Origin of the sequence: Bartonella sp. W8167, from assembly GCF_016100335.1 — a bacterium.
Classification (GTDB): domain Bacteria; phylum Pseudomonadota; class Alphaproteobacteria; order Rhizobiales; family Rhizobiaceae; genus Bartonella; species Bartonella apis.
Window position 1 is genome coordinate 348,449 of sequence record NZ_JACFSQ010000002.1, and the last position, 17,267, is coordinate 365,715.

18 protein-coding genes are annotated in these 17,267 nt (G+C 44.5%); 9 read left to right on the plus strand and 9 right to left on the minus strand.

Going from position 1 to position 17,267, the window contains the following annotated elements; translation table 11 throughout:
* Positions 1 to 25: 25 nt before the first annotated feature.
* Together rlmN and H3V12_RS08175 are read left to right on the plus strand one after the other, a co-directional pair.
* Positions 26 to 1,255 carry a 23S rRNA (adenine(2503)-C(2))-methyltransferase RlmN gene (rlmN, locus tag H3V12_RS08170; protein ID WP_198214272.1) on the plus strand — a complete coding sequence of 410 codons (1,230 nt, stop codon included), beginning with the start codon at positions 26 to 28 and terminating at the stop codon, positions 1,253 to 1,255.
* 26 nt (positions 1,256 to 1,281) lie between these two features.
* Complete coding sequence (locus H3V12_RS08175) at positions 1,282 to 1,713, plus strand: hypothetical protein (RefSeq protein WP_075869592.1); 432 nt, start codon at positions 1,282 to 1,284, stop codon at positions 1,711 to 1,713.
* 366 nt (positions 1,714 to 2,079) lie between these two features.
* On the opposite strand, the gene H3V12_RS08180 is transcribed toward H3V12_RS08175, so the two are convergent.
* The 7 genes from H3V12_RS08180 to lptC all read right to left on the minus strand — a co-directional run bounded on the left by H3V12_RS08180 (position 2,080) and on the right by lptC (position 8,645).
* A complete protein-coding gene (locus H3V12_RS08180; protein WP_198214273.1) occupies positions 2,080 to 2,580 on the minus strand; it encodes a hypothetical protein in 501 nt (166 codons plus the stop codon).
* A 170-nt stretch (positions 2,581 to 2,750) separates the two neighbouring features.
* A complete protein-coding gene (ptsN, locus tag H3V12_RS08185; RefSeq protein WP_198214274.1) occupies positions 2,751 to 3,218 on the minus strand; it encodes a PTS IIA-like nitrogen regulatory protein PtsN in 468 nt (155 codons plus the stop codon).
* A gap of 127 nt (positions 3,219 to 3,345) precedes the next feature.
* Entirely contained in the window at positions 3,346 to 3,930 is a 585-nt protein-coding gene (gene raiA, locus H3V12_RS08190; RefSeq protein ID WP_075915310.1) for a ribosome-associated translation inhibitor RaiA, read from the minus strand.
* 153 nt (positions 3,931 to 4,083) lie between these two features.
* Entirely contained in the window at positions 4,084 to 5,646 is a 1,563-nt protein-coding gene (rpoN, locus tag H3V12_RS08195; RefSeq protein WP_198214275.1) for an RNA polymerase factor sigma-54, read from the minus strand.
* Between the two features lie 826 nt (positions 5,647 to 6,472).
* Entirely contained in the window at positions 6,473 to 7,255 is a 783-nt protein-coding gene (gene lptB / locus H3V12_RS08200; protein WP_143238510.1) for an LPS export ABC transporter ATP-binding protein, read from the minus strand.
* Positions 7,256 to 7,283: 28 nt separating this feature from the next.
* A complete protein-coding gene (locus H3V12_RS08205) occupies positions 7,284 to 7,874 on the minus strand; it encodes an LptA/OstA family protein (protein ID WP_246787539.1) in 591 nt (196 codons plus the stop codon).
* A 123-nt stretch (positions 7,875 to 7,997) separates the two neighbouring features.
* Positions 7,998 to 8,645, minus strand: coding sequence for an LPS export ABC transporter periplasmic protein LptC (gene lptC / locus H3V12_RS08210; protein WP_198214277.1), 648 nt, complete (start codon positions 8,643 to 8,645; stop codon positions 7,998 to 8,000).
* 426 nt (positions 8,646 to 9,071) lie between these two features.
* Here lptC and H3V12_RS08215 point away from each other — a divergent pair, with 426 nt between their 5' ends.
* The 6 genes from H3V12_RS08215 to H3V12_RS08240 all read left to right on the plus strand — a co-directional run bounded on the left by H3V12_RS08215 (position 9,072) and on the right by H3V12_RS08240 (position 14,035).
* Positions 9,072 to 9,353 (plus strand): integration host factor subunit beta, encoded by a 282-nt coding sequence (locus H3V12_RS08215; protein ID WP_075869929.1) that lies wholly within the window; start codon positions 9,072 to 9,074, stop codon positions 9,351 to 9,353.
* 28 nt (positions 9,354 to 9,381) lie between these two features.
* On the plus strand, positions 9,382 to 9,693 hold the full coding sequence (locus H3V12_RS08220) for a lipopolysaccharide assembly protein LapA domain-containing protein (RefSeq protein WP_225867775.1): 312 nt from the start codon (positions 9,382 to 9,384) through the stop codon (positions 9,691 to 9,693).
* Positions 9,694 to 10,344: 651 nt separating this feature from the next.
* Positions 10,345 to 11,274, plus strand: a complete 930-nt coding sequence (locus H3V12_RS08225) for an RsmD family RNA methyltransferase (protein WP_198214358.1) — start codon at positions 10,345 to 10,347, stop codon at positions 11,272 to 11,274.
* A 1-nt stretch (position 11,275) separates the two neighbouring features.
* On the plus strand, positions 11,276 to 12,127 hold the full coding sequence (locus H3V12_RS08230; protein ID WP_198214279.1) for an RNA methyltransferase: 852 nt from the start codon (positions 11,276 to 11,278) through the stop codon (positions 12,125 to 12,127).
* The gene (gene lspA, locus H3V12_RS08235) at positions 12,124 to 12,612 is read left to right on the plus strand and encodes a signal peptidase II (RefSeq protein ID WP_198214280.1); all 489 of its coding nucleotides are present in this window, start codon (positions 12,124 to 12,126) and stop codon (positions 12,610 to 12,612) included. Before H3V12_RS08230 ends, lspA begins: the two co-directional genes overlap by 4 nt.
* Positions 12,613 to 13,291: 679 nt before the next feature.
* Positions 13,292 to 14,035, plus strand: coding sequence for a hypothetical protein (locus H3V12_RS08240; protein WP_198214281.1), 744 nt, complete (start codon positions 13,292 to 13,294; stop codon positions 14,033 to 14,035).
* Positions 14,036 to 14,290: 255 nt separating this feature from the next.
* Here H3V12_RS08240 and H3V12_RS08245 read toward each other — a convergent pair whose 3' ends face one another.
* Together H3V12_RS08245 and H3V12_RS08250 are read right to left on the minus strand one after the other, a co-directional pair.
* Positions 14,291 to 15,115, minus strand: a complete 825-nt coding sequence (locus H3V12_RS08245) for a transporter substrate-binding domain-containing protein (RefSeq protein ID WP_246787528.1) — start codon at positions 15,113 to 15,115, stop codon at positions 14,291 to 14,293.
* Between the two features lie 84 nt (positions 15,116 to 15,199).
* Positions 15,200 to 16,081, minus strand: a complete 882-nt coding sequence (locus tag H3V12_RS08250; RefSeq protein WP_198214282.1) for a LysR family transcriptional regulator — start codon at positions 16,079 to 16,081, stop codon at positions 15,200 to 15,202.
* A 103-nt stretch (positions 16,082 to 16,184) separates the two neighbouring features.
* Between H3V12_RS08250 and H3V12_RS08255 the strand changes: the two genes are divergently transcribed.
* Positions 16,185 to 17,201 carry a putative sulfate exporter family transporter gene (locus H3V12_RS08255; protein WP_198214283.1) on the plus strand — a complete coding sequence of 339 codons (1,017 nt, stop codon included), beginning with the start codon at positions 16,185 to 16,187 and terminating at the stop codon, positions 17,199 to 17,201.
* Positions 17,202 to 17,267 lie beyond the last annotated feature (66 nt).

Here is a 17,267-nt window from a genome sequence, read left to right on the forward strand (position 1 = left end):
AACTTTATTCAGAGCTTTGGAAACTATGAGCGTATCCTACGATCTTAGACCTATTGGCGCGACTTCGCTTTTGCGCCCTGCCAGAATGGATGAAACAAAAGCATCCCTTATTGGCTTGTCGCGCGCTGAAATGGCAAGCGCGTTACAGGAGATAGGCGTACCGGAACGTCAGACACGCATGCGCGTGAGCCAGCTTTGGCATTGGCTATATGTACGCGGTGTTTCCAATTTTGATGACATGTTCAATATTTCCAAAGACATGCGTGAAAAAATGAAAAAGCATTTTTCCATTGCCCGTCCGGAAATTGTCGAAGAACAGATTTCCCGCGACGGCACGCGTAAATGGCTGTTGCGCTTTCCCGCCCGTGGTGCCGGAAAACCTGTTGAAGTCGAAATGGTTTACATTCCCGAAGAGGGCCGCGGTACTTTGTGCATGTCCTCGCAAGTGGGATGCACTCTCACATGTTCATTCTGTCATACGGGCACTCAAAAACTGGTTCGTAACCTCACAGCCGAAGAAATTCTTGGCCAATTGCTGATAGCCCGCGACCGGCTCGGAGATTTTCCGGATAAGGACACACCGGACGGTGCCATTGTACCGGCAGAGGGGCGCAAAATTACCAACATCGTCATGATGGGAATGGGAGAACCGCTTTATAATTTCGAGGCCGTGAAAAAGGCACTGCTTATTGCTTCGGATGGTGAAGGGCTATCGCTTTCAAAACGTCGCATCACATTGTCGACATCCGGTGTCGTACCGGGAATTTTCAAAACCGGTGAAGAAATCGGCGTGATGCTTGCTATATCGCTTCATGCAGTTCGCGACGAATTGCGCGATATACTGGTTCCTATCAATAAAAAATATCCGTTGGCCGAATTGCTTGATGCCTGTCGTGCTTATCCGGGACTATCAAATGCAAAACGGATAACCTTCGAATATGTCATGCTCAAGGATGTCAATGACAGCCTTGATGATGCCAGAGGTCTGATCAAACTTCTGAAAGGCATACCGGCAAAAATCAACCTTATCCCTTTCAATCCCTGGCCGGGAAGCAATTACCAGTGCTCCGATTGGGAACAAATCGAACGGTTTGCCGATTTGATTAATCAGGCCGGTTATGCTTCACCGATAAGGACACCGCGCGGGCGCGATATTCTTGCCGCTTGCGGGCAACTTAAATCACAATCGGAACGTTTAAGAAAATCGGAACGGTTAAAACTTGAAGCCATGATGATTGCCGGACATGGCGACTGAAAATGGTGGCTCGAATAGGAAGTGACATGAAAAGTATTACAGCATTTCACATTACATGGATTTTAGTCGGCTGTATCTTTGCCGAAGCTGCATTCATGATTGTACAAATCGGCTTGACGGTTCTTTTACTCGAGCATGATATAACGTTGCACGATCTGTTATCGCCAAACAATCCTCTCTACGCAGTTCCGCCCCATTTCCTCATTGTGGGTGTTGTCTTCATTTTGGCAATTATCTATGGCGAACACCGCCATTTCTACAAAATGCACTATTATTTATTGTCAGCCCTCGTAGCCGCCATTCTTTATTTCATCTCTCTATGGCTGAGCGGAATGGCTCTTTCATTTGGTGAAACTGTCATCAATCTTATAGCTTCTCTGGTTTCTGGCGGTGTTTACTGGTGTATCACACCGCGTCGCTATAATCGCCGCTCATTGGCAAGCCTCAAAAACAACTAGGCTTCGCGACTACGCCGTTCGACCGGGCTTTGCAAAACATGCAAACCCGGTTTTTTTAGGCTGAATTTTACTCGTTTATATCGCCGGTTTTTATTTTATCGATTAGCAAATCTTTTTTTAAAGCGCACCCGATATACTTTTCCAAGCTTGAACTATTTTAGCCTAAAGATCACTCGACATGATGCTTTGTCATGCCCCTATGTTCCAGTCTACAAAGCTGATAAAAGCTATTTCCCATTCTTATAGAATTGAAGCATATCTGATCGTGTCGCCGTTTCAGAATGCCGTTTTCTATCGTCTCTTTTGAGCCCTGTTATTTGGAGCTAGCCAAAAACCGTAAGACCTGCCAAAAGCCTTAAAACCGGTTCATGAAAATTGGTATCCGCGAGCCACCAGACGCTGATGGCGTTCGGCCAGCCGGTCTTTCATCTTTCCATCTCTCACCATCTGGCGCAGTTTTTCAATGCGCTTACGACGTAATTTTGGCGAACCGCGACGCACCATTGGCCAAAGAATCCAAGGCAAAGCAAAGATATGAAACATTGCAAGAACAATAATCGTTGCGACTTTCGACGCCATAAGATAGTGCCCGCGCGCGCGCAAAATATAATAGGGAATGCTGGCACAGATGCCCACAATAACTGCCCACAAAACCGGTATAATAATGGCCAGAAGAAATACACCAAATTTTCCGAGATCAATAAAAAATGTCAAATTCCATGCATGAATAATCCAGTTCGAGATCCCGAGCAGACCAACCAGCAATGCACCATAGATGAAAATAACAAACATAATGAGGAAGGTAAGTGGTGCGGCTATACCCGGCTCGCGAAACCGATCATCATTCTGATGAGCCAAAGAGGTCATTATTTTATCCTGCTATTGAAAAACGCCGAACAACTGAATGAAAATCCGACGACAGAAAGCCTATCAGCCGTATCCCCGCCGGTCAACTCAAGATAACCGGCGAAAACCGGTTGAAGTGACAGGAATAGAATACCCGCATTTCAACCTCATGCGGGCACAAGTAAGATAGATTATGCAGCGTTCGAAGCCGCCGGATGCTGCGTAAGAAAAGTATGGATGGCTGCCGCATCATGGGTGTTGCGCAATTTTTGAACCATATCATTGTCGCGCAAAACGCGGGCAATTCGGGATAGAGCTTTCAAATGGTCGGCACCGGCGCTTTCAGGTGCCAGCAGCAAAAAAACCAGATCGACCGGTTCGTCATCAAGCGCTTCAAAATCAACCGGCGTTTCAAGACGGGCAAAAACCCCGATAATATGATCAACATTGGCTAGTTTGCCGTGAGGGATAGCTATACCGTTTCCCACACCGGTCGAACCAAGTTTTTCTCGCTGAAGAATCGTATCTAGTACTGTGCGCTCGTCAAGACCGGTCAAAGACGCGACCTTATCCGCCATGATTTGCAAAACCTGCTTTTTCGAGTTTGCTTTGAGGGCGGGAATAACTGCGTCCGGTGCTATCAAATCACTGAGATCCATGTGGTTTCCTTTTTTCCATCCCCAATTCTTTCCCGAGCCTGAGGGCCAAGTCCGGAGCATTAAAGGGCGTGGAGCATTCCCCTTAACATCAAACTTTATGAAAGTCGAAGAAAAGGGAATTCCTCATTCAAGCTTTATTGGTAATGGATGACGGGTCAATCCAACCGATATTTCCGTCAGCCCGCCGGTAAACAATATTGATTTTACCATCAGCAGCATTGCGGAATACCAGAACCGGATTATCCATCAAATCAAGTTCTACAACTGCATTGGCGACAGACATATCGCGCAAAGCCATCGACGTTTCGGCAACGATCGTCGGTGCGTAGTCTTCCGGCAAGCCTTCATCTTCATCCGGCACCGGTTCCATAATATGATAAGCATATTCGGCAAAAGTCGCATTGTCATTTTGCTTGTTGCTGCGTGATTTCAAACGCCGTTTATAACGACGAAGGCGCGTTTCCAATCGTTCTGCTGCGGCATCGAAAGCACCTTGCGGATCCTGTGCCTGACCGGTTGTCTGCAACACTGCACCAGAGCTTAGATGCAATACGCATTCCGCCGAAAAACGCGAACCGGATTTTACAACGGTAACATGTCCGGTCACACCACCGGCAAAATATTTTGAAATCGCATCGTTGATCCGGTCCTCAATCCGCGTACGGAAAGCGTCACCGATATCCATGTGCTTTCCCGAAATGCGCAAGCTCATTATAAACCTCGTTCATAATTCGTGATTTTTGCAGTTTAACGACATCTTCAAGAGGAAGCAACTCAAAGCACGCCCTTTTCTCGAAATGACGGAAAAACCACGTTTTCAAAGGGGCTTCTATTCAGTTATCAACAATAAGTCAATTGACTTAAATCAATCTATAGTTGTTGCAAGTTTTGCTTTCTTTTCTCTGCGTCGTGTCACTGATGAGGAAATATTCATTACTTCTCTATATTTTGCCACTGTACGACGTGCGATATCTATATTTTCTTTTTTGAGCAACTGAACAAGTGTATCATCGGAGAGAATGTCATCTGCATTTTCGCCATCAATCAGGTCACGGATACGTTGCTTGACCGCATCTGCCGCATATTGCTCGCCGCCATTTGTTGATTGCAATGCCGCCGAAAAGAAACTGCGCATTTCAAAAATACCACGAGGCGTTGCGATATATTTATTTGCGGTTACGCGACTTATGGTTGATTCATGCATGTGAACCGCTTCGGCAACCATCGCTAGTGTCAGGGGTTTGAGAGCTGCAATGCCACGACGCAAAAATTCTTGCTGGTGGCGAACAATTTCTGCGCTTACCGTGATAAGCGTGCGTTCCCGCTGATCAAGCGCCTTGATCAGCCAATTTGCATTTTGAACACAATCGCTAATAAAACTGCGACCGATATCGCCTTTACCTATTTTGACTGCATAATCCCGATCAATCACAAGCTTCGGCATTAAAGCGCGGTTAAGCTCGACAACAAATTCGCCATTCTGATCCACAGAAACAATCACATCGGGCGCAACAGGAACCGCCATTGATGTGCTATAGGCCGTTCCCGGTTTGGGATCGAGACTGCGAATTTCTTTCAAGATATCAACAACCTCACTTTCATCAAGACCGGAAAGCCTTGAAAGCATTGTAAAATCACGTTTTGCCAAAAGCGGAAGATTTTCAAGAATAACGCTGATTGCCGGATCAAGGCGGTTTTTTCGTTCAAGCTGCAATAAAAGGCATTCACAAAGCGAGGTCGCAAATATTCCCGGGGGATCGAATTGTTGAAGGTGTTTCAGAACTTTTAAAACCAGTGCTTCAGGCACTGAAAATTCTTCCGCCACTTTTTGGACAGAACCGGTAAAATATCCCGCTTCATCAAGATCACAAGCGAGATAACAGGCAATATCGTGTTCATTTTTATGTTTGAAGGCAAAGGCAATCTGCTCGCTAACGAAATCCTGTAGATTTGTTTTATCTGCAATCGTTTCAAAAAAGTTGACATCTCCAATTGCCAAAGCTTTTGTCGCCGGTTTGTCCCAATTGTCCATGCCTATAAAGTCGGATGAATAGTCTCTTCCCGAACTTCTATCAGTCGTTTGGTTATGCAAAGAAACAGCCTCATCGGCGCCGTCAAACATGTTGGAAAGCGTTTCGGAATCAAATGTTTCAAATGTATCCTGATCGTTGGCGGCTTTTTCTTCCGGAATTTGTTCACTTAAATCGAATTTTCCAGTCTCTTGTCCGCTTTCGGCATGGAGATCCGTGTCTCCCTCACAATCGTCTGCATCCGATCGTTCAAGTAACGGATTTTTTTCCAGCGCCTCTTCAATAAATTGCTCAAGTTCACTTGCAGTCATCTGGAGAAGTTTGATTGATTGCATCAGCTGGGGCGTCATCACCAGAGATTGTGATTGACGTAGCTTGAATGACGGTGATAGCGCCATAACCTTAATTCCTCCCCGATGGACCCCTCGCGAAACGGCCAATGAACATCACACACAACCAACCGAAGTTTGAAACTTCGACGTGATATTTTAAAAAAATCTATTCCCTACCGAAACTGGTATGATCCTTGCTTGTCAATAAAAAAATGATAAAAAGTCGAAAGCTTCAATCCTTGCTTTCATTTTCAACAATTTTTGTATCTTACCGGTTATCGAATTTAGTTGTCGTCTGCAATAAATGCCTCGACATTATTCCGTATGAACACGTTTTTGTTAAAAGCTGCTTGATACATGGATTGTAATAAAAACGCTTGAGCGCAGTAAATCACCCTTTCAACCCTCATTGTCCCCTTTCTCACTTGTTGCGACACGCAGGGAAAAACGCCAAAAAGAACAAAAATTATACTTATACAAGAAAATATTTTAAGAATTTTATATATAAGTAAATTAATACAAATTTTGTTTAATAACCTTTATTATTTTTATTTTATAGAATAAAAATTATTTATATTATATTTTTGTTATAATTTTAATTAAAATTTCAAAACTATAAATATATTCTATATATTTTTATGCAATTTATATTCGACACTCGCACCTGTATCTTTCAAGCGTGCTAACTATGAAGCACGGCTATTCGATACTACCAACATCGGAAGTAAGTTATCAAAACCCCATTCATGATGAATAAAAACATGGACAAGCCGAGTCCACTAAGGCTGTTAATTATCCGACGTTGTCTAGAAAACACGAAGATCAAGCAACAGTAGACGCCTTGATACGTCCGGCGCCAACATCTTGCCTATTTCACATAAATATTGAAAAATCAGAGAGAAAACTGATCGCCGAGATAAAGTCTGCGGACATCCGCATTGGTAACAATATCGTCCGGTTGGCCGTGGGTTAAAACCTGACCATCGTGGATGATATAGGCACGGTCAACAAGCCCCAATGTTTCACGCACATTGTGGTCGGTCACAAGAACACCAATGCCGCGACTTTTAAGGTGCCGCACCAATTGTTGGATGTCGGCAATCGCAATCGGGTCAATACCGGCAAAAGGTTCATCAAGCAGCATGAAGTTCGGGCGAGAAGCGAGTGCACGGGCAATTTCCAGACGCCGTCTTTCACCACCGGAAAGAGCGAGAGAAGGACTCTTGCGCAAATGCGCAATCTTGAACTCATCAAGAAGCGCATCAAGTTCTTCGGCACGCTTTTTGCGGTCTTTTTCGACGACTTCCAAAACCGCCTTGATATTGTCTTCCACCGAAAGCCCGCGGAAAATGGAAGCTTCCTGAGGCAGATAGCCAATGCCCAAACGTGAACGCCGGTACATCGGCATGTCGGTCACATCAAAACCATCAATTTCAATGCTGCCGCCATCAACTTCGACAAGTCCTGTGACCATATAGAAACATGTTGTCTTACCCGCTCCATTGGGGCCAAGAATGCCGACAATTTCTCCGGCGCGCACGCCAAAAGAAACACCTTTGACAACTTTGCGCCCCCGATAGGTTTTTGTCAGATCGCGAGCAACGAGTGTCCCTTTGAGGCGTTCTTTGAGGCTTTTACCCGAACCATCTTCATAGGCTATTTCTTCAAAAGCCATTTGCGAATCACTTTGTGACATAAAACGCTCATTTTCCGTTTTGTTCGTTGCGATTCATAATGATCGATACCCGACCATTTTGACCCGCCGATTTACAGCTTTCGAGAAAAGCTTTGCCTGTATCCATGTGGGCAGTCAATTTACAACCGGTCGCCACATTATCACCATCTGCCAAAATGACGCGTTTTCCTGTCAGAACCATCAGCTTCGATTTGCCGTCAAAAACACCTTCATCACCGGTCGCAACCTGTGTTGCCGTTTTGATATAGACTTTGCCGGATGCTTCCATTTTTTCAACACCCGTCGAACCGAGACCACCGGCACCTGCTGTTTTGGTGGCAGCATCCCCTTTTGCCTGATCGGACGAAGTGTTGCTTGATGCATCGGACTTGTCTTTATTGGCGTCTTCAGGTGCCTTGGCGTAATGGACTATCAATTTCGATGTCCGCAAAATCCGGTCGCCCTGAACAACCGAAACGTTACCGGTAAAAATTGCAACGCCGTCTTTGTCACGCATTTCGAGATTATCAGCGTTGAGCTCCACCGGCTCTTTTCCGCCGGAAAGATTGACACCGAAATTCGTCTGTTGAGCCAATGAAGGCGTTTGCCCGAGGCTCATGAAAGCCAATCCTGTTGCCATCACTGCACCAAGGTTAGAAAAATACTGCTTTAAAGGCTTCATTTTACAATCCTCAAATAAACGCGACACTGCTCATTTCAAAAGGCAAGGGTCTTTCGTTCCTTATTGCGCATTTGCGTTGTCAATGACAAGACTGACACCACGATTAAAAAACAACACTTGTCCATTATCACGTATTTGTAAACCGTTTGCCTTCAAATGTTGCCCGCCACGACGAATATCAACCGGTTGATCTGTGCTCAACTGGCTGGTTGACAAGTTGACATCGGCAGTTTCGAGTTTTGCCACCATTCCATCATTTGTTTTAACCTCAAAGGGTTTGTCGAATTGCAGTCGCCCGTTGACATTATCATAAAATGCGCCCACCGCATTGACCGCCGCTTCCCCGCGCAGCCCCAAGGGAAGAGTTGCGGCAATCTGTTGTAATTCGATCATACCGGGGTGATGCGGGTCCTGAATGGCTTTATTGGCTTTCAAAGAATAGGGCTTATTGGCCGATGTATAACCTTCAAGCTTCGGGTCAGTCATTGTCAATTGTCCGCCACTGCCCTGATCGCCATTCAGAACGACAAGATCACTCGTGCTTGGTGTAGCAAAAAACGTAAACCAGGAAAAAATCAGTGCGATAACAATGGCTGCCACCGGCAGCAGAAACTTCAATATATGGACGCGCACTGAATGACGACGTGCAGCATCAAAAACAGCATCAGATTTATAGCTCGGTGAAAATATTTCTGAACTGTCGTCCATTCTGCCCCTAACAATCTTTTGAGTTTGAAAAAAACAATCGCCTAGACGAAGTTCCCATATACCAGTTCAATATTTAGAGCAATTGTACCAGCCATTCAACTTTTCATTAAACGACCTTGTTATTAAATAGAACGACAACAAAACGTGTAAATCTGAACAAAACAGGCAAAAACGCTTTTTTTTCAACGGTTTTTAACGGTCTTGAATAATTTTTTGATCAAACAGCGTTGACGAAATGCAATAGACAGACAATAAACTATCACAGCAATTGAATATTATAGTGAATGGCAAAGGACAACTGGCAGAATTTTTGAAACGGAATTCGAAATGCCTGTCAGACATGGGATTATAAAATCAACGAATCGTTATGAGCCTTGATTTTGTAACGGGTCATTGTCACCAAGCCGATCAAAATTGGAGGTTGTTTTGATTAAATCGGAACTTGTGCAAATTATCGCTAACCGTAACCCTCATCTTTTCCAAAGGGATATTGAAAATATTGTCAGCGCTGTATTTGATGAAATATCCACAGCTCTGGCTGAGGGAAATCGCGTAGAATTGCGCGGATTCGGGGCTTTTTCGGTTAAAAACCGGCCAGCGCGCTCCGGTCGCAATCCTCGTACAGGAGAAACGGTTTCGGTTGAAGAAAAATGGGTTCCGTTTTTTAAAACAGGTAAAGAATTGCGTGACCGCTTGAACAACGAGTGAAATCATGAATCTGAAACAGATTGCTAGTTTGATAATACTGATCCCGGTTGGCATCATCCTGATTGCTTTTATCATCGCCAATCGGGCGAGCGTTGCTTTAAGCCTCAATCCTTTTGACACAACGGACACCAGTCTTGTTTATCACGCTCCGTTGTTTGTCTGGCTTTTTCTTGCACTTGCAATCGGTATTATTATCGGCGGAATAACAGTCTGGTTTACCCAACATCGCTTCCGCAAAGCCCTGAAAGACACGCAAACCGAACTGCAAGGGCTTAAAATGGATATGTCTAAAAAACCGGATTTGACTAAAACAGATCTTACAGTCGTTGACCATTCCTGAATCTTAAGCCCAGTCGGGCAAAGTAGAATTTTTTCATTCATCTGCTTTTTGTATTCAACAATTTTTTTAAAATTGTAACCAGCGCCCTTGAACAGAATGACCAGGATTATAAGCGTTTGGCTTATCAATAATTTTATGCAAATATTTTATTGTTTTTTGCTCGCTTTTTTGGGTGATCGTTATCGATTGTTTTCGAATATTTGCGACAATAAAAACGGGACTATCAGCTTACCGTCCAATTCCCACTAAACCGCATAAGCAAAATGAAAAACGATTATTTTGCCGGAATCTTTATTCGTTTTGATAGTGGAATGCGTTGTTCATTAGCCGAAACCGGTTTTAGAACGTGCAAGAAAAATATACCTTTTTGAAAAAGATGTTTTATAAGCAAAAAACATCCTGAAATTTATTGGAAAACGCCCGATTGTGAAAGCACAACACCCAAAAGAAAAAAAACGCGGATTAAAAACATCGCGCAAAGGCGCTCCCTATAGTCCGAAAAAGGCCCTCGAAACAGGAGATAAGCCTGAAAGACGGAAAACTGTGCGCGCCAATAATTCAGGAAAATTTTATAAAGCGCACACACCGGACATTGCGGTGCAATCAGCCAAAGAGGTCGCACACGACAACAAGAGTGGAAACACAGCGGGAGTGAAAAGCCGCTTTTTACCGCGCCCGTCAGGAAAAAGACCAGAAGAAAAACTGCCGGTCATTCTTGAGACTGCAGCAAGCGAGAATTACGCATTGATTGACAGCGGTAATGGCCTGAAACTCGAGCGTTACGGAAATTTGCGCATTATTCGCCCTGAAGGACAAGCTTTATGGCAGCCGGCATTAAGTGAAAAAGATTGGCAGGATGTTGATGCGATTTTTACCGGAAATACCGATGAAGAAGGCATGGGGCGCTGGAATTTTCCAAAACAGCCACTTGGCGAAACATGGCCATTGACATGGGATGGAATGTCATTTCTCGGCCGCTTTACCTCATTTCGTCATGTCGGGGTCTTTCCCGAGCAGGATGCCCATTGGCGTTTTATGGAAGAACTTATTAAAAAAGCAAACCGTCCGGTCAGGGTGTTGAACCTTTTCGGCTATACCGGTCTTGCCTCGCTTATTGCGGCAAGAGCAGGAGCCGAGGTCACCCATGTCGACGCATCCAAAAAAGCTATTTTATGGGCCAAAGAAAATCAGGAAGTTGCACATTTGACAGATCGCCCCATTCGCTGGATCTGTGATGATGCGATGAAATTTGTCGAACGCGAAGGGCGACGCGGCAAACATTATGATATTATTTTACTTGATCCGCCGGCTTACGGGCGCGGGCCCCATGGCGAGGTGTGGCAACTTTTTGATCAATTGCCCGAAATGGTCAAAGGATGCCGTGCCATATTATCTGACAATCCGATTGCCGTGATATTGACTGCCTATTCTATTCGTGCCTCATTTTTTGCAATCCATGAATTGATGCGTGACGAATTTACCGGTCTTGGCGGTCTTATCGAATCGGGTGAACTTATTTTGCGTGAAGAAAAGGCAAAAAGGGCGCTTTCAACCTCTCTTTTTAGCCGCTGGATTTTTTAATATGACAACACAAAGACAACACGGTCAGGTTAAAGAAATTACCTCGCTTGCCAATCCGATTATCAAGGATATGAAATCCTTGTCGCTTAAAAAAAATCGTGATCGTGAAGGCGTTTTCATGGCCGAAGGGTTGAAGCTTATTATTGATGCTCTTGATCTCGGCTGGACAATACGCACACTTTTGTTTTCCAAGGCGGGGCTAGGTAACCCGCTCATTGAGAAAACCGCAGCCCGTACAAAAGCCGCTGGTGGCCTCATCATCGAAGCAAACCAGAAAGTTATGGAATCGGTAACACGGCGCGACAATCCGCAAATGGTGGTTGGTGTTTTCGAACAACGCTGGCGTGACATGGCGACCTTCAACGCCAAGGGAGAGGATGTCTATGTTGCACTCGACCGCATTCGTGACCCCGGCAATCTCGGGACCATTATTCGTACAGCCGATGCAGTCGGGGCAAAAGGACTTATCCTCGTTGGCGATACAACCGACCCCTATTCACTTGAAACGGTACGCGCAACCATGGGATCGATTTTTGCCCTTCCGCTTTTTAAAATGAGTGCTGACGAGTTTTTAAAATGGCGCTTGAGGTTTCATGGTCAAATCATCGGTACACACTTAAAAGGTTCCGTTGATTACCGCACAATCGACTATAAAAAGGGACCTATCATTCTTTTTATGGGCAACGAGCAACAAGGCCTTCCGGATAATCTTGCCGATAGTTGCGATCAACTTGCCCGTATCCCGCAAGCGGGACGCGCTGATTCACTCAATCTTGCTGTGGCAACCGGTGTCATGCTTTATGAAATCCGCCGTCATAACTTGACACTTGATCCGCGCGAGGCTCGTTCATGAAGGCAAAATCCCTCGTCACACTTTTAGCGGGACTTGTTATCACAGTTGGTCTTGACCAATTGATCAAATATTGGGTGGTCAATACATTGGAAGTCGGGGAAGAAATAGACCTTTTGCCGTTTCTTTCACTTTATCACGCCCGCAACCCCGGAATTGCTTTTTCCATGTTGTCATCAGTCTCCGATTGGGGGCTGATTGCATTGACATTTTGCATCATCTGCTTCGTTATCTGGTTATGGAAAAACGCCGGTCCTGAAAAATCACTGTCGCGATTTGGCTTCCTGCTGGTGATCGGTGGTGCCATCGGCAATCTCATTGACCGCATACGGTTTCACTATGTCATCGATTACATTTCTTTCCATATCGACGATGTTTTCTCGTTTGCCATTTTTAACCTTGCTGATAGTTTTATAACAGTCGGCGCTGTCCTGATCGTACTGGATGAATTGCTGCACTGGAAAAGGGAAAAGCGAAAAGCAGACTAGAATTTTCAACTTCGCAATCAGGCTCGCTGCTTGCCCGTTTATAGGCTCAAAAATCCATAACCCCCGTCAGCCGCTTTTCATTTGCATTTTCTTAAAGCCAAAAAACACTTTGGCTCGCGCGTTTTACCAAAATCATCCGCTCTCTCGTTTACACTTCAAATAGCAATTCTCTACCAAAACGATATTATCAGCGTCTTTAATCTGCCGACACTTCCGCCAAAACAAAAATAATTCGAAACGGATGCGCTACTTTTTCCTAAAGCTTGTTGAAAAATGTCCTTTTCGATAAACCTGTCTTTTTTCAAATTAATCAGCCCCGTCTTTCCAAAAAAATTTACGACGAAGCTGTTTCGGTTATCATCAGCCTTTACCCATTAACGGTTAAAAAGGATAAAAATCATATCCATTTTTGATACATCCGCTCTCCAACATCTGCATTTGCCATTTTTTTGACAGAAATAAAATTGCTGTTCTTAACCGGCTAACCCGTTTCAAGCTCTTATAAACATAGAAAAAAGTCTATATTTACCAATTATTAATCCTATTTCGGGCGGATTGTGAATTGCCTTGAAAAAATCACTTTCCCGTCATTGTCATGCACCAAGAAAGTTCTAAATCGACAACAGAACATGATGTTGATTGATTTTAAATCAACAGCGCTTCAATAAGGAGCATTGAAATGACAGCTTGTGCAAGGACAGTTCTGAAAACACCGGATAATGAAAGTTGCGATATGAGCGATTCCCTCTTACTTGCGACATTCGGTTCTTTGGAAGCCCGTCTGCGGAAAGTCTCTGGTGACCTTGAACAAACGGTTCCGGCATCAGCCCAAAAAAATGTGACGAATGATCGTGACGAATGGGTGATGACTGTCAGTGATAAAGCGCACCCGCAAAATCCTGTTGCAAGTTGCCACATGACACTTACAAATGTTCTAGGTGCCAATCAAAATCTTGACGGGACGAGTCTCGGTGACAGTTTCGAAGTCGAAGGCGACCAGACTGCGCCGGTGATTTTGACAATCGCTCCTTTTGAATGCTTTGACAAATCGAAGGCACATCGTGCCCAAGGCCTTTTATGGCAGGCGATTTCGCACTTCTGCCAGCTCCAGAATGTCGATTATGTCATTGGAAGTCTGGCATTCAACAGCCGCTATCCGGCAGCGCATGCTTTGGAACTTTCCTATCTCTATCATTTTTGCCGCTCACAATCCGGGCTTCATTTGCGTGCTGCCCATGGTGTGACCATGGATATTATGCCTGAAGAGGCAATCAAGCCCGATGAAGCATTTTCTTCGCTTCCGCCCATGCTGCGCTATTGCTTGCGTGTTGGAGCGAAAGTTGCCGATAATGCTGTGGTTGACCGTGCGAGCAATGAAACACGCGTATTTTTATTATTCCCAGCCAAAAAAATTGTGGGCTGAAACAATACCTATAAAAGGCAGAAATGTATTTTGCCCATAAACTAAAGTTCAAGAAACGGAAGCCATGAAATGCTTCCGTTTTCTGAAATTTTAAAGCTATTTAAAACCCACTCGTTTGTAGCATCTGAAACCGGTTAACTTACTTGATTTATTGACAGATTTTTTAAAACGCGCCAAATGATATGAACCTGTTTGGCAAAACAACGGAGTATCGTTTTTTGGCGGTTTCACTAATTCCATTCCAGTGCGTTAAAATTAGTGGCTATGTTTAGTTAGAGCATGTTTTTTATCATGATGTTTTACATCATCCGCTTTCAGCCAATGGGCGGAAATTGCATTATATTCGCCATTTTTCTGCATCAAATGCAGCCATTGATCGACATAAAGTTTCCAACTGATATCGCCCTTCGGAAGCATGTAGCCCTTCTCGAAAAACTCCAAAGGTTTTTCCGGATTGACGGCGCATAATGTCGGATAGTGACGTTTTTGATAAAGAGCTTCGGATGCATCGGTAATCATGACATCGGCTTTTTTATCGACGAGATTTTTAAAAATCGTTGTATTGTCATGAAAAAGCTCGAGTTTGGCATTCGGCATATATTTTCTGACAAACGCCTCATTGGTTCCGCCGGCGGGTTCGATCGCACGAACATTCTTGCGGTTAAGGGCATCCAATGTATTATATTTTTTAGCGTCTTCACAACGTACAAACGGAATTTTGCCATCCACATCAAGTGGTTCCGACATATAAACCTGTTGTTGGCGGGCAAGCGAAATGGAAATTCCGCCCATTGCAATATCACATTTATCGTCAAGAAAATCTGCCATCAGCGTTTTCCAGCTTGTTTGCACAAATTCTACCTCGGCACCAAGCGATTTGGCCAAAGAATACGCCATGGAAATGTCGATGCCTTCGTAAGTACCATCCGTTTTCAAAAAGCTATAAGGTTTATAATCGCCGGTGGTGCAAACACGTAATGTTTTAATGTCAAGGACATCATTGAGTTTCGACGCATCGGCGTGTGTCAGCGTTAAAGCCGAACACCCCCAAACAAGCATCATAAGAATTTTCTTCATCATCGATCCCATCCGGCAGTTCATTGTTGGTCTGACTCTTTTCTTTCCCACATTGTTTTAATTTTATTCCTTGTCGGTTTTATAAAATCAGCCATCCAGCAAATCAATAAAAGCACCAACTGCTTTGGTTTTGAAGCGTTGCGGGTTGAGTAACAATAAAAAATCACGCTTTACGGATAAAAAATTCAACCTTTCAACAAGTCCTGCGGCAAGCGAAGCCGAAACTGCACGTTTTGAAATGGCCGTCAAAGCATTTGATGCCGCAACCGCCGAGAGCACCGCTTCATTCGAGGGGAAAGTCTGCATCACTTCAAGATCTGCCAGGTCATAACCATGGTTTGCAAGTGCCTGCTCGAAAATGGCTCGTGTTCCCGAGCCCTTTTCACGCAAAATCCACGGAAAAGCTGAAATATCTTTAAACTTCACCGACGGTTTATTCGTAAGAGGATGGTTTTTTGCGGCAATAATGAACAATTCGTCATCAGCCACTTTTTGACGATGAAGACTTTCATTTTTTATGGTCCCTTCGGCAAAACCAATATCTGTTATGCCTGATAGAACAGCATTTTCAACCTGTTCGGTATTACCGATCGACATTTTAACCGTTATCGCCGGATATAAATTGCGAAATTTTGCAATGACCGGTGGCAAAAAATAATTTGCGATTGTCTGGCTCGCATAAAGACCGAGCGCTCCGCGTTTAAGCCCGCTAAATTCACGCAAAGTTGTTTCGGCAAGTTTGACCTGCGCCAATGTGTGGCGGCAATCTTCCACAAAGACAGAACCCGCATCACTTAACTGGATACGTCGTCCGATGCGATTGAAAAGACGCACCTGATAATGTTCTTCAATCATATGGATGGCACTGGAAACGGCTGAAGGTGTCAATAAAAGAGCTTTCGCCGCTTCGGTCAAATGCTCGCGTTCGGCGACAGCCAGAAATATCCGCATCTGTTCAAATGTAATCATTGCCGCGCCATTGTTCGATCAAATCGAACAATTCATAACATATTTGAAAATTGATTACATGATTAAACAGCGCTAGCAGATTTTAAAAAAAGGATATTTCAATATGGCTAGCCGAATTCAGGCAATTTTGTTTCGTTTTGCGCCGGGCATCATATTATGCGCGGTTATTTCGGCTGTTGCCATTGTTCTGGAAAAGCTTGAAAAACTCGTCTTCGGCGAGGCCTGGCTTGAAAGTCTAGTTCTTGCCATCCTGATTGGCGCAATCATCCGGACAGTCAAAGGCATTCCATCCCAATATGCGGAAGGAGTCGGATTTTCTGCAAAAATCCTTCTTGAATGCGCGGTTGTACTATTGGGTGCAAGTATCAGCGTGAGCGCGGTCGTTGCTGCCGGTTTCGGATTACTTGTCGGTATTATCGTCATTGTGGCCTGTGTGATTGCCATAACTTACGCAATCGGCAGACTTTTGGGCCTTGGCCCCCGTCTCGCCTTGCTCGTTGCCTGTGGCAATTCGATTTGCGGAAATTCGGCCATTGCGGCTGTTGCACCTGTCATCAAGGCAGAAGGCTCGGACGTTGCTTCGTCAATCGCTTTTACAGCCGCGCTCGGTATTGTTGTTATTCTGGTCTTGCCACTTGCAGTCCCCTTAGCGGGCTTAAGCTTTACACAATACGGGGTTCTTGCGGGTATGACTGTTTATGCTGTGCCGCAAGTTTTGGCTGCCGCAGCACCTGTATCACTTATCAGTGTGCAGACAGCCACACTTGTCAAACTTGTTCGTGTGTTGATGCTTGGGCCGGTAATATTTGTGATCGGCCTCATTTACGGCCTCGGTGCCAACACCAAACTCAAATTCAGCAAAATGGTGCCGTGGTTCATTATCGGCTTCGTCATTCTTTTACTTGCCAATTCCTGCGCTATCATTCCCCATTTTGCGACTGACGCCATGGCTTTTGTGGCAAAAATTTTGACAGTCATTTCAATGGCAGCATTAGGACTGGGCGTTGATATAAAGGCTTTGAAAAAATCCGGACCACGGGTTGTCCTGACAGCTTTCATATCCATCATCATTCTGGCGACCGCAAGCCTGACAATGATCTCGCTCCTTCAATTGTCATAAATAGCCGGAAGTGCACTAAACGACGATATATTCAAAATAAAACAGCCCCGAAGGGCTGTTTTAATA

Excerpts from the sequence above, each read along its gene's own strand:
- rlmN (WP_198214272.1), top strand. The coding sequence starts at position 26 with ATGAGCGTATCCTACGATCTTAGACCTATTGGCGCGACTTCGCTTTTG.
- H3V12_RS08175 (WP_075869592.1), top strand. The coding sequence starts at position 1,282 with ATGAAAAGTATTACAGCATTTCACATTACATGGATTTTAGTCGGCTGT.
- H3V12_RS08180 (WP_198214273.1), bottom strand. The coding sequence starts at position 2,580 with ATGACCTCTTTGGCTCATCAGAATGATGATCGGTTTCGCGAGCCGGGT.
- ptsN (WP_198214274.1), bottom strand. The coding sequence starts at position 3,218 with ATGGATCTCAGTGATTTGATAGCACCGGACGCAGTTATTCCCGCCCTC.
- raiA (WP_075915310.1), bottom strand. The coding sequence starts at position 3,930 with ATGAGCTTGCGCATTTCGGGAAAGCACATGGATATCGGTGACGCTTTC.
- rpoN (WP_198214275.1), bottom strand. The coding sequence starts at position 5,646 with ATGGCGCTATCACCGTCATTCAAGCTACGTCAATCACAATCTCTGGTG.
- lptB (WP_143238510.1), bottom strand. The coding sequence starts at position 7,255 with ATGGCTTTTGAAGAAATAGCCTATGAAGATGGTTCGGGTAAAAGCCTC.
- H3V12_RS08205 (WP_246787539.1), bottom strand. The coding sequence starts at position 7,874 with ATGAGCCTCGGGCAAACGCCTTCATTGGCTCAACAGACGAATTTCGGT.
- lptC (WP_198214277.1), bottom strand. The coding sequence starts at position 8,645 with ATGGACGACAGTTCAGAAATATTTTCACCGAGCTATAAATCTGATGCT.
- H3V12_RS08230 (WP_198214279.1), top strand. The coding sequence starts at position 11,276 with ATGACAACACAAAGACAACACGGTCAGGTTAAAGAAATTACCTCGCTT.
- lspA (WP_198214280.1), top strand. The coding sequence starts at position 12,124 with ATGAAGGCAAAATCCCTCGTCACACTTTTAGCGGGACTTGTTATCACA.
- H3V12_RS08240 (WP_198214281.1), top strand. The coding sequence starts at position 13,292 with ATGACAGCTTGTGCAAGGACAGTTCTGAAAACACCGGATAATGAAAGT.
- H3V12_RS08245 (WP_246787528.1), bottom strand. The coding sequence starts at position 15,115 with ATGATGAAGAAAATTCTTATGATGCTTGTTTGGGGGTGTTCGGCTTTA.
- H3V12_RS08250 (WP_198214282.1), bottom strand. The coding sequence starts at position 16,081 with ATGATTACATTTGAACAGATGCGGATATTTCTGGCTGTCGCCGAACGC.
- H3V12_RS08255 (WP_198214283.1), top strand. The coding sequence starts at position 16,185 with ATGGCTAGCCGAATTCAGGCAATTTTGTTTCGTTTTGCGCCGGGCATC.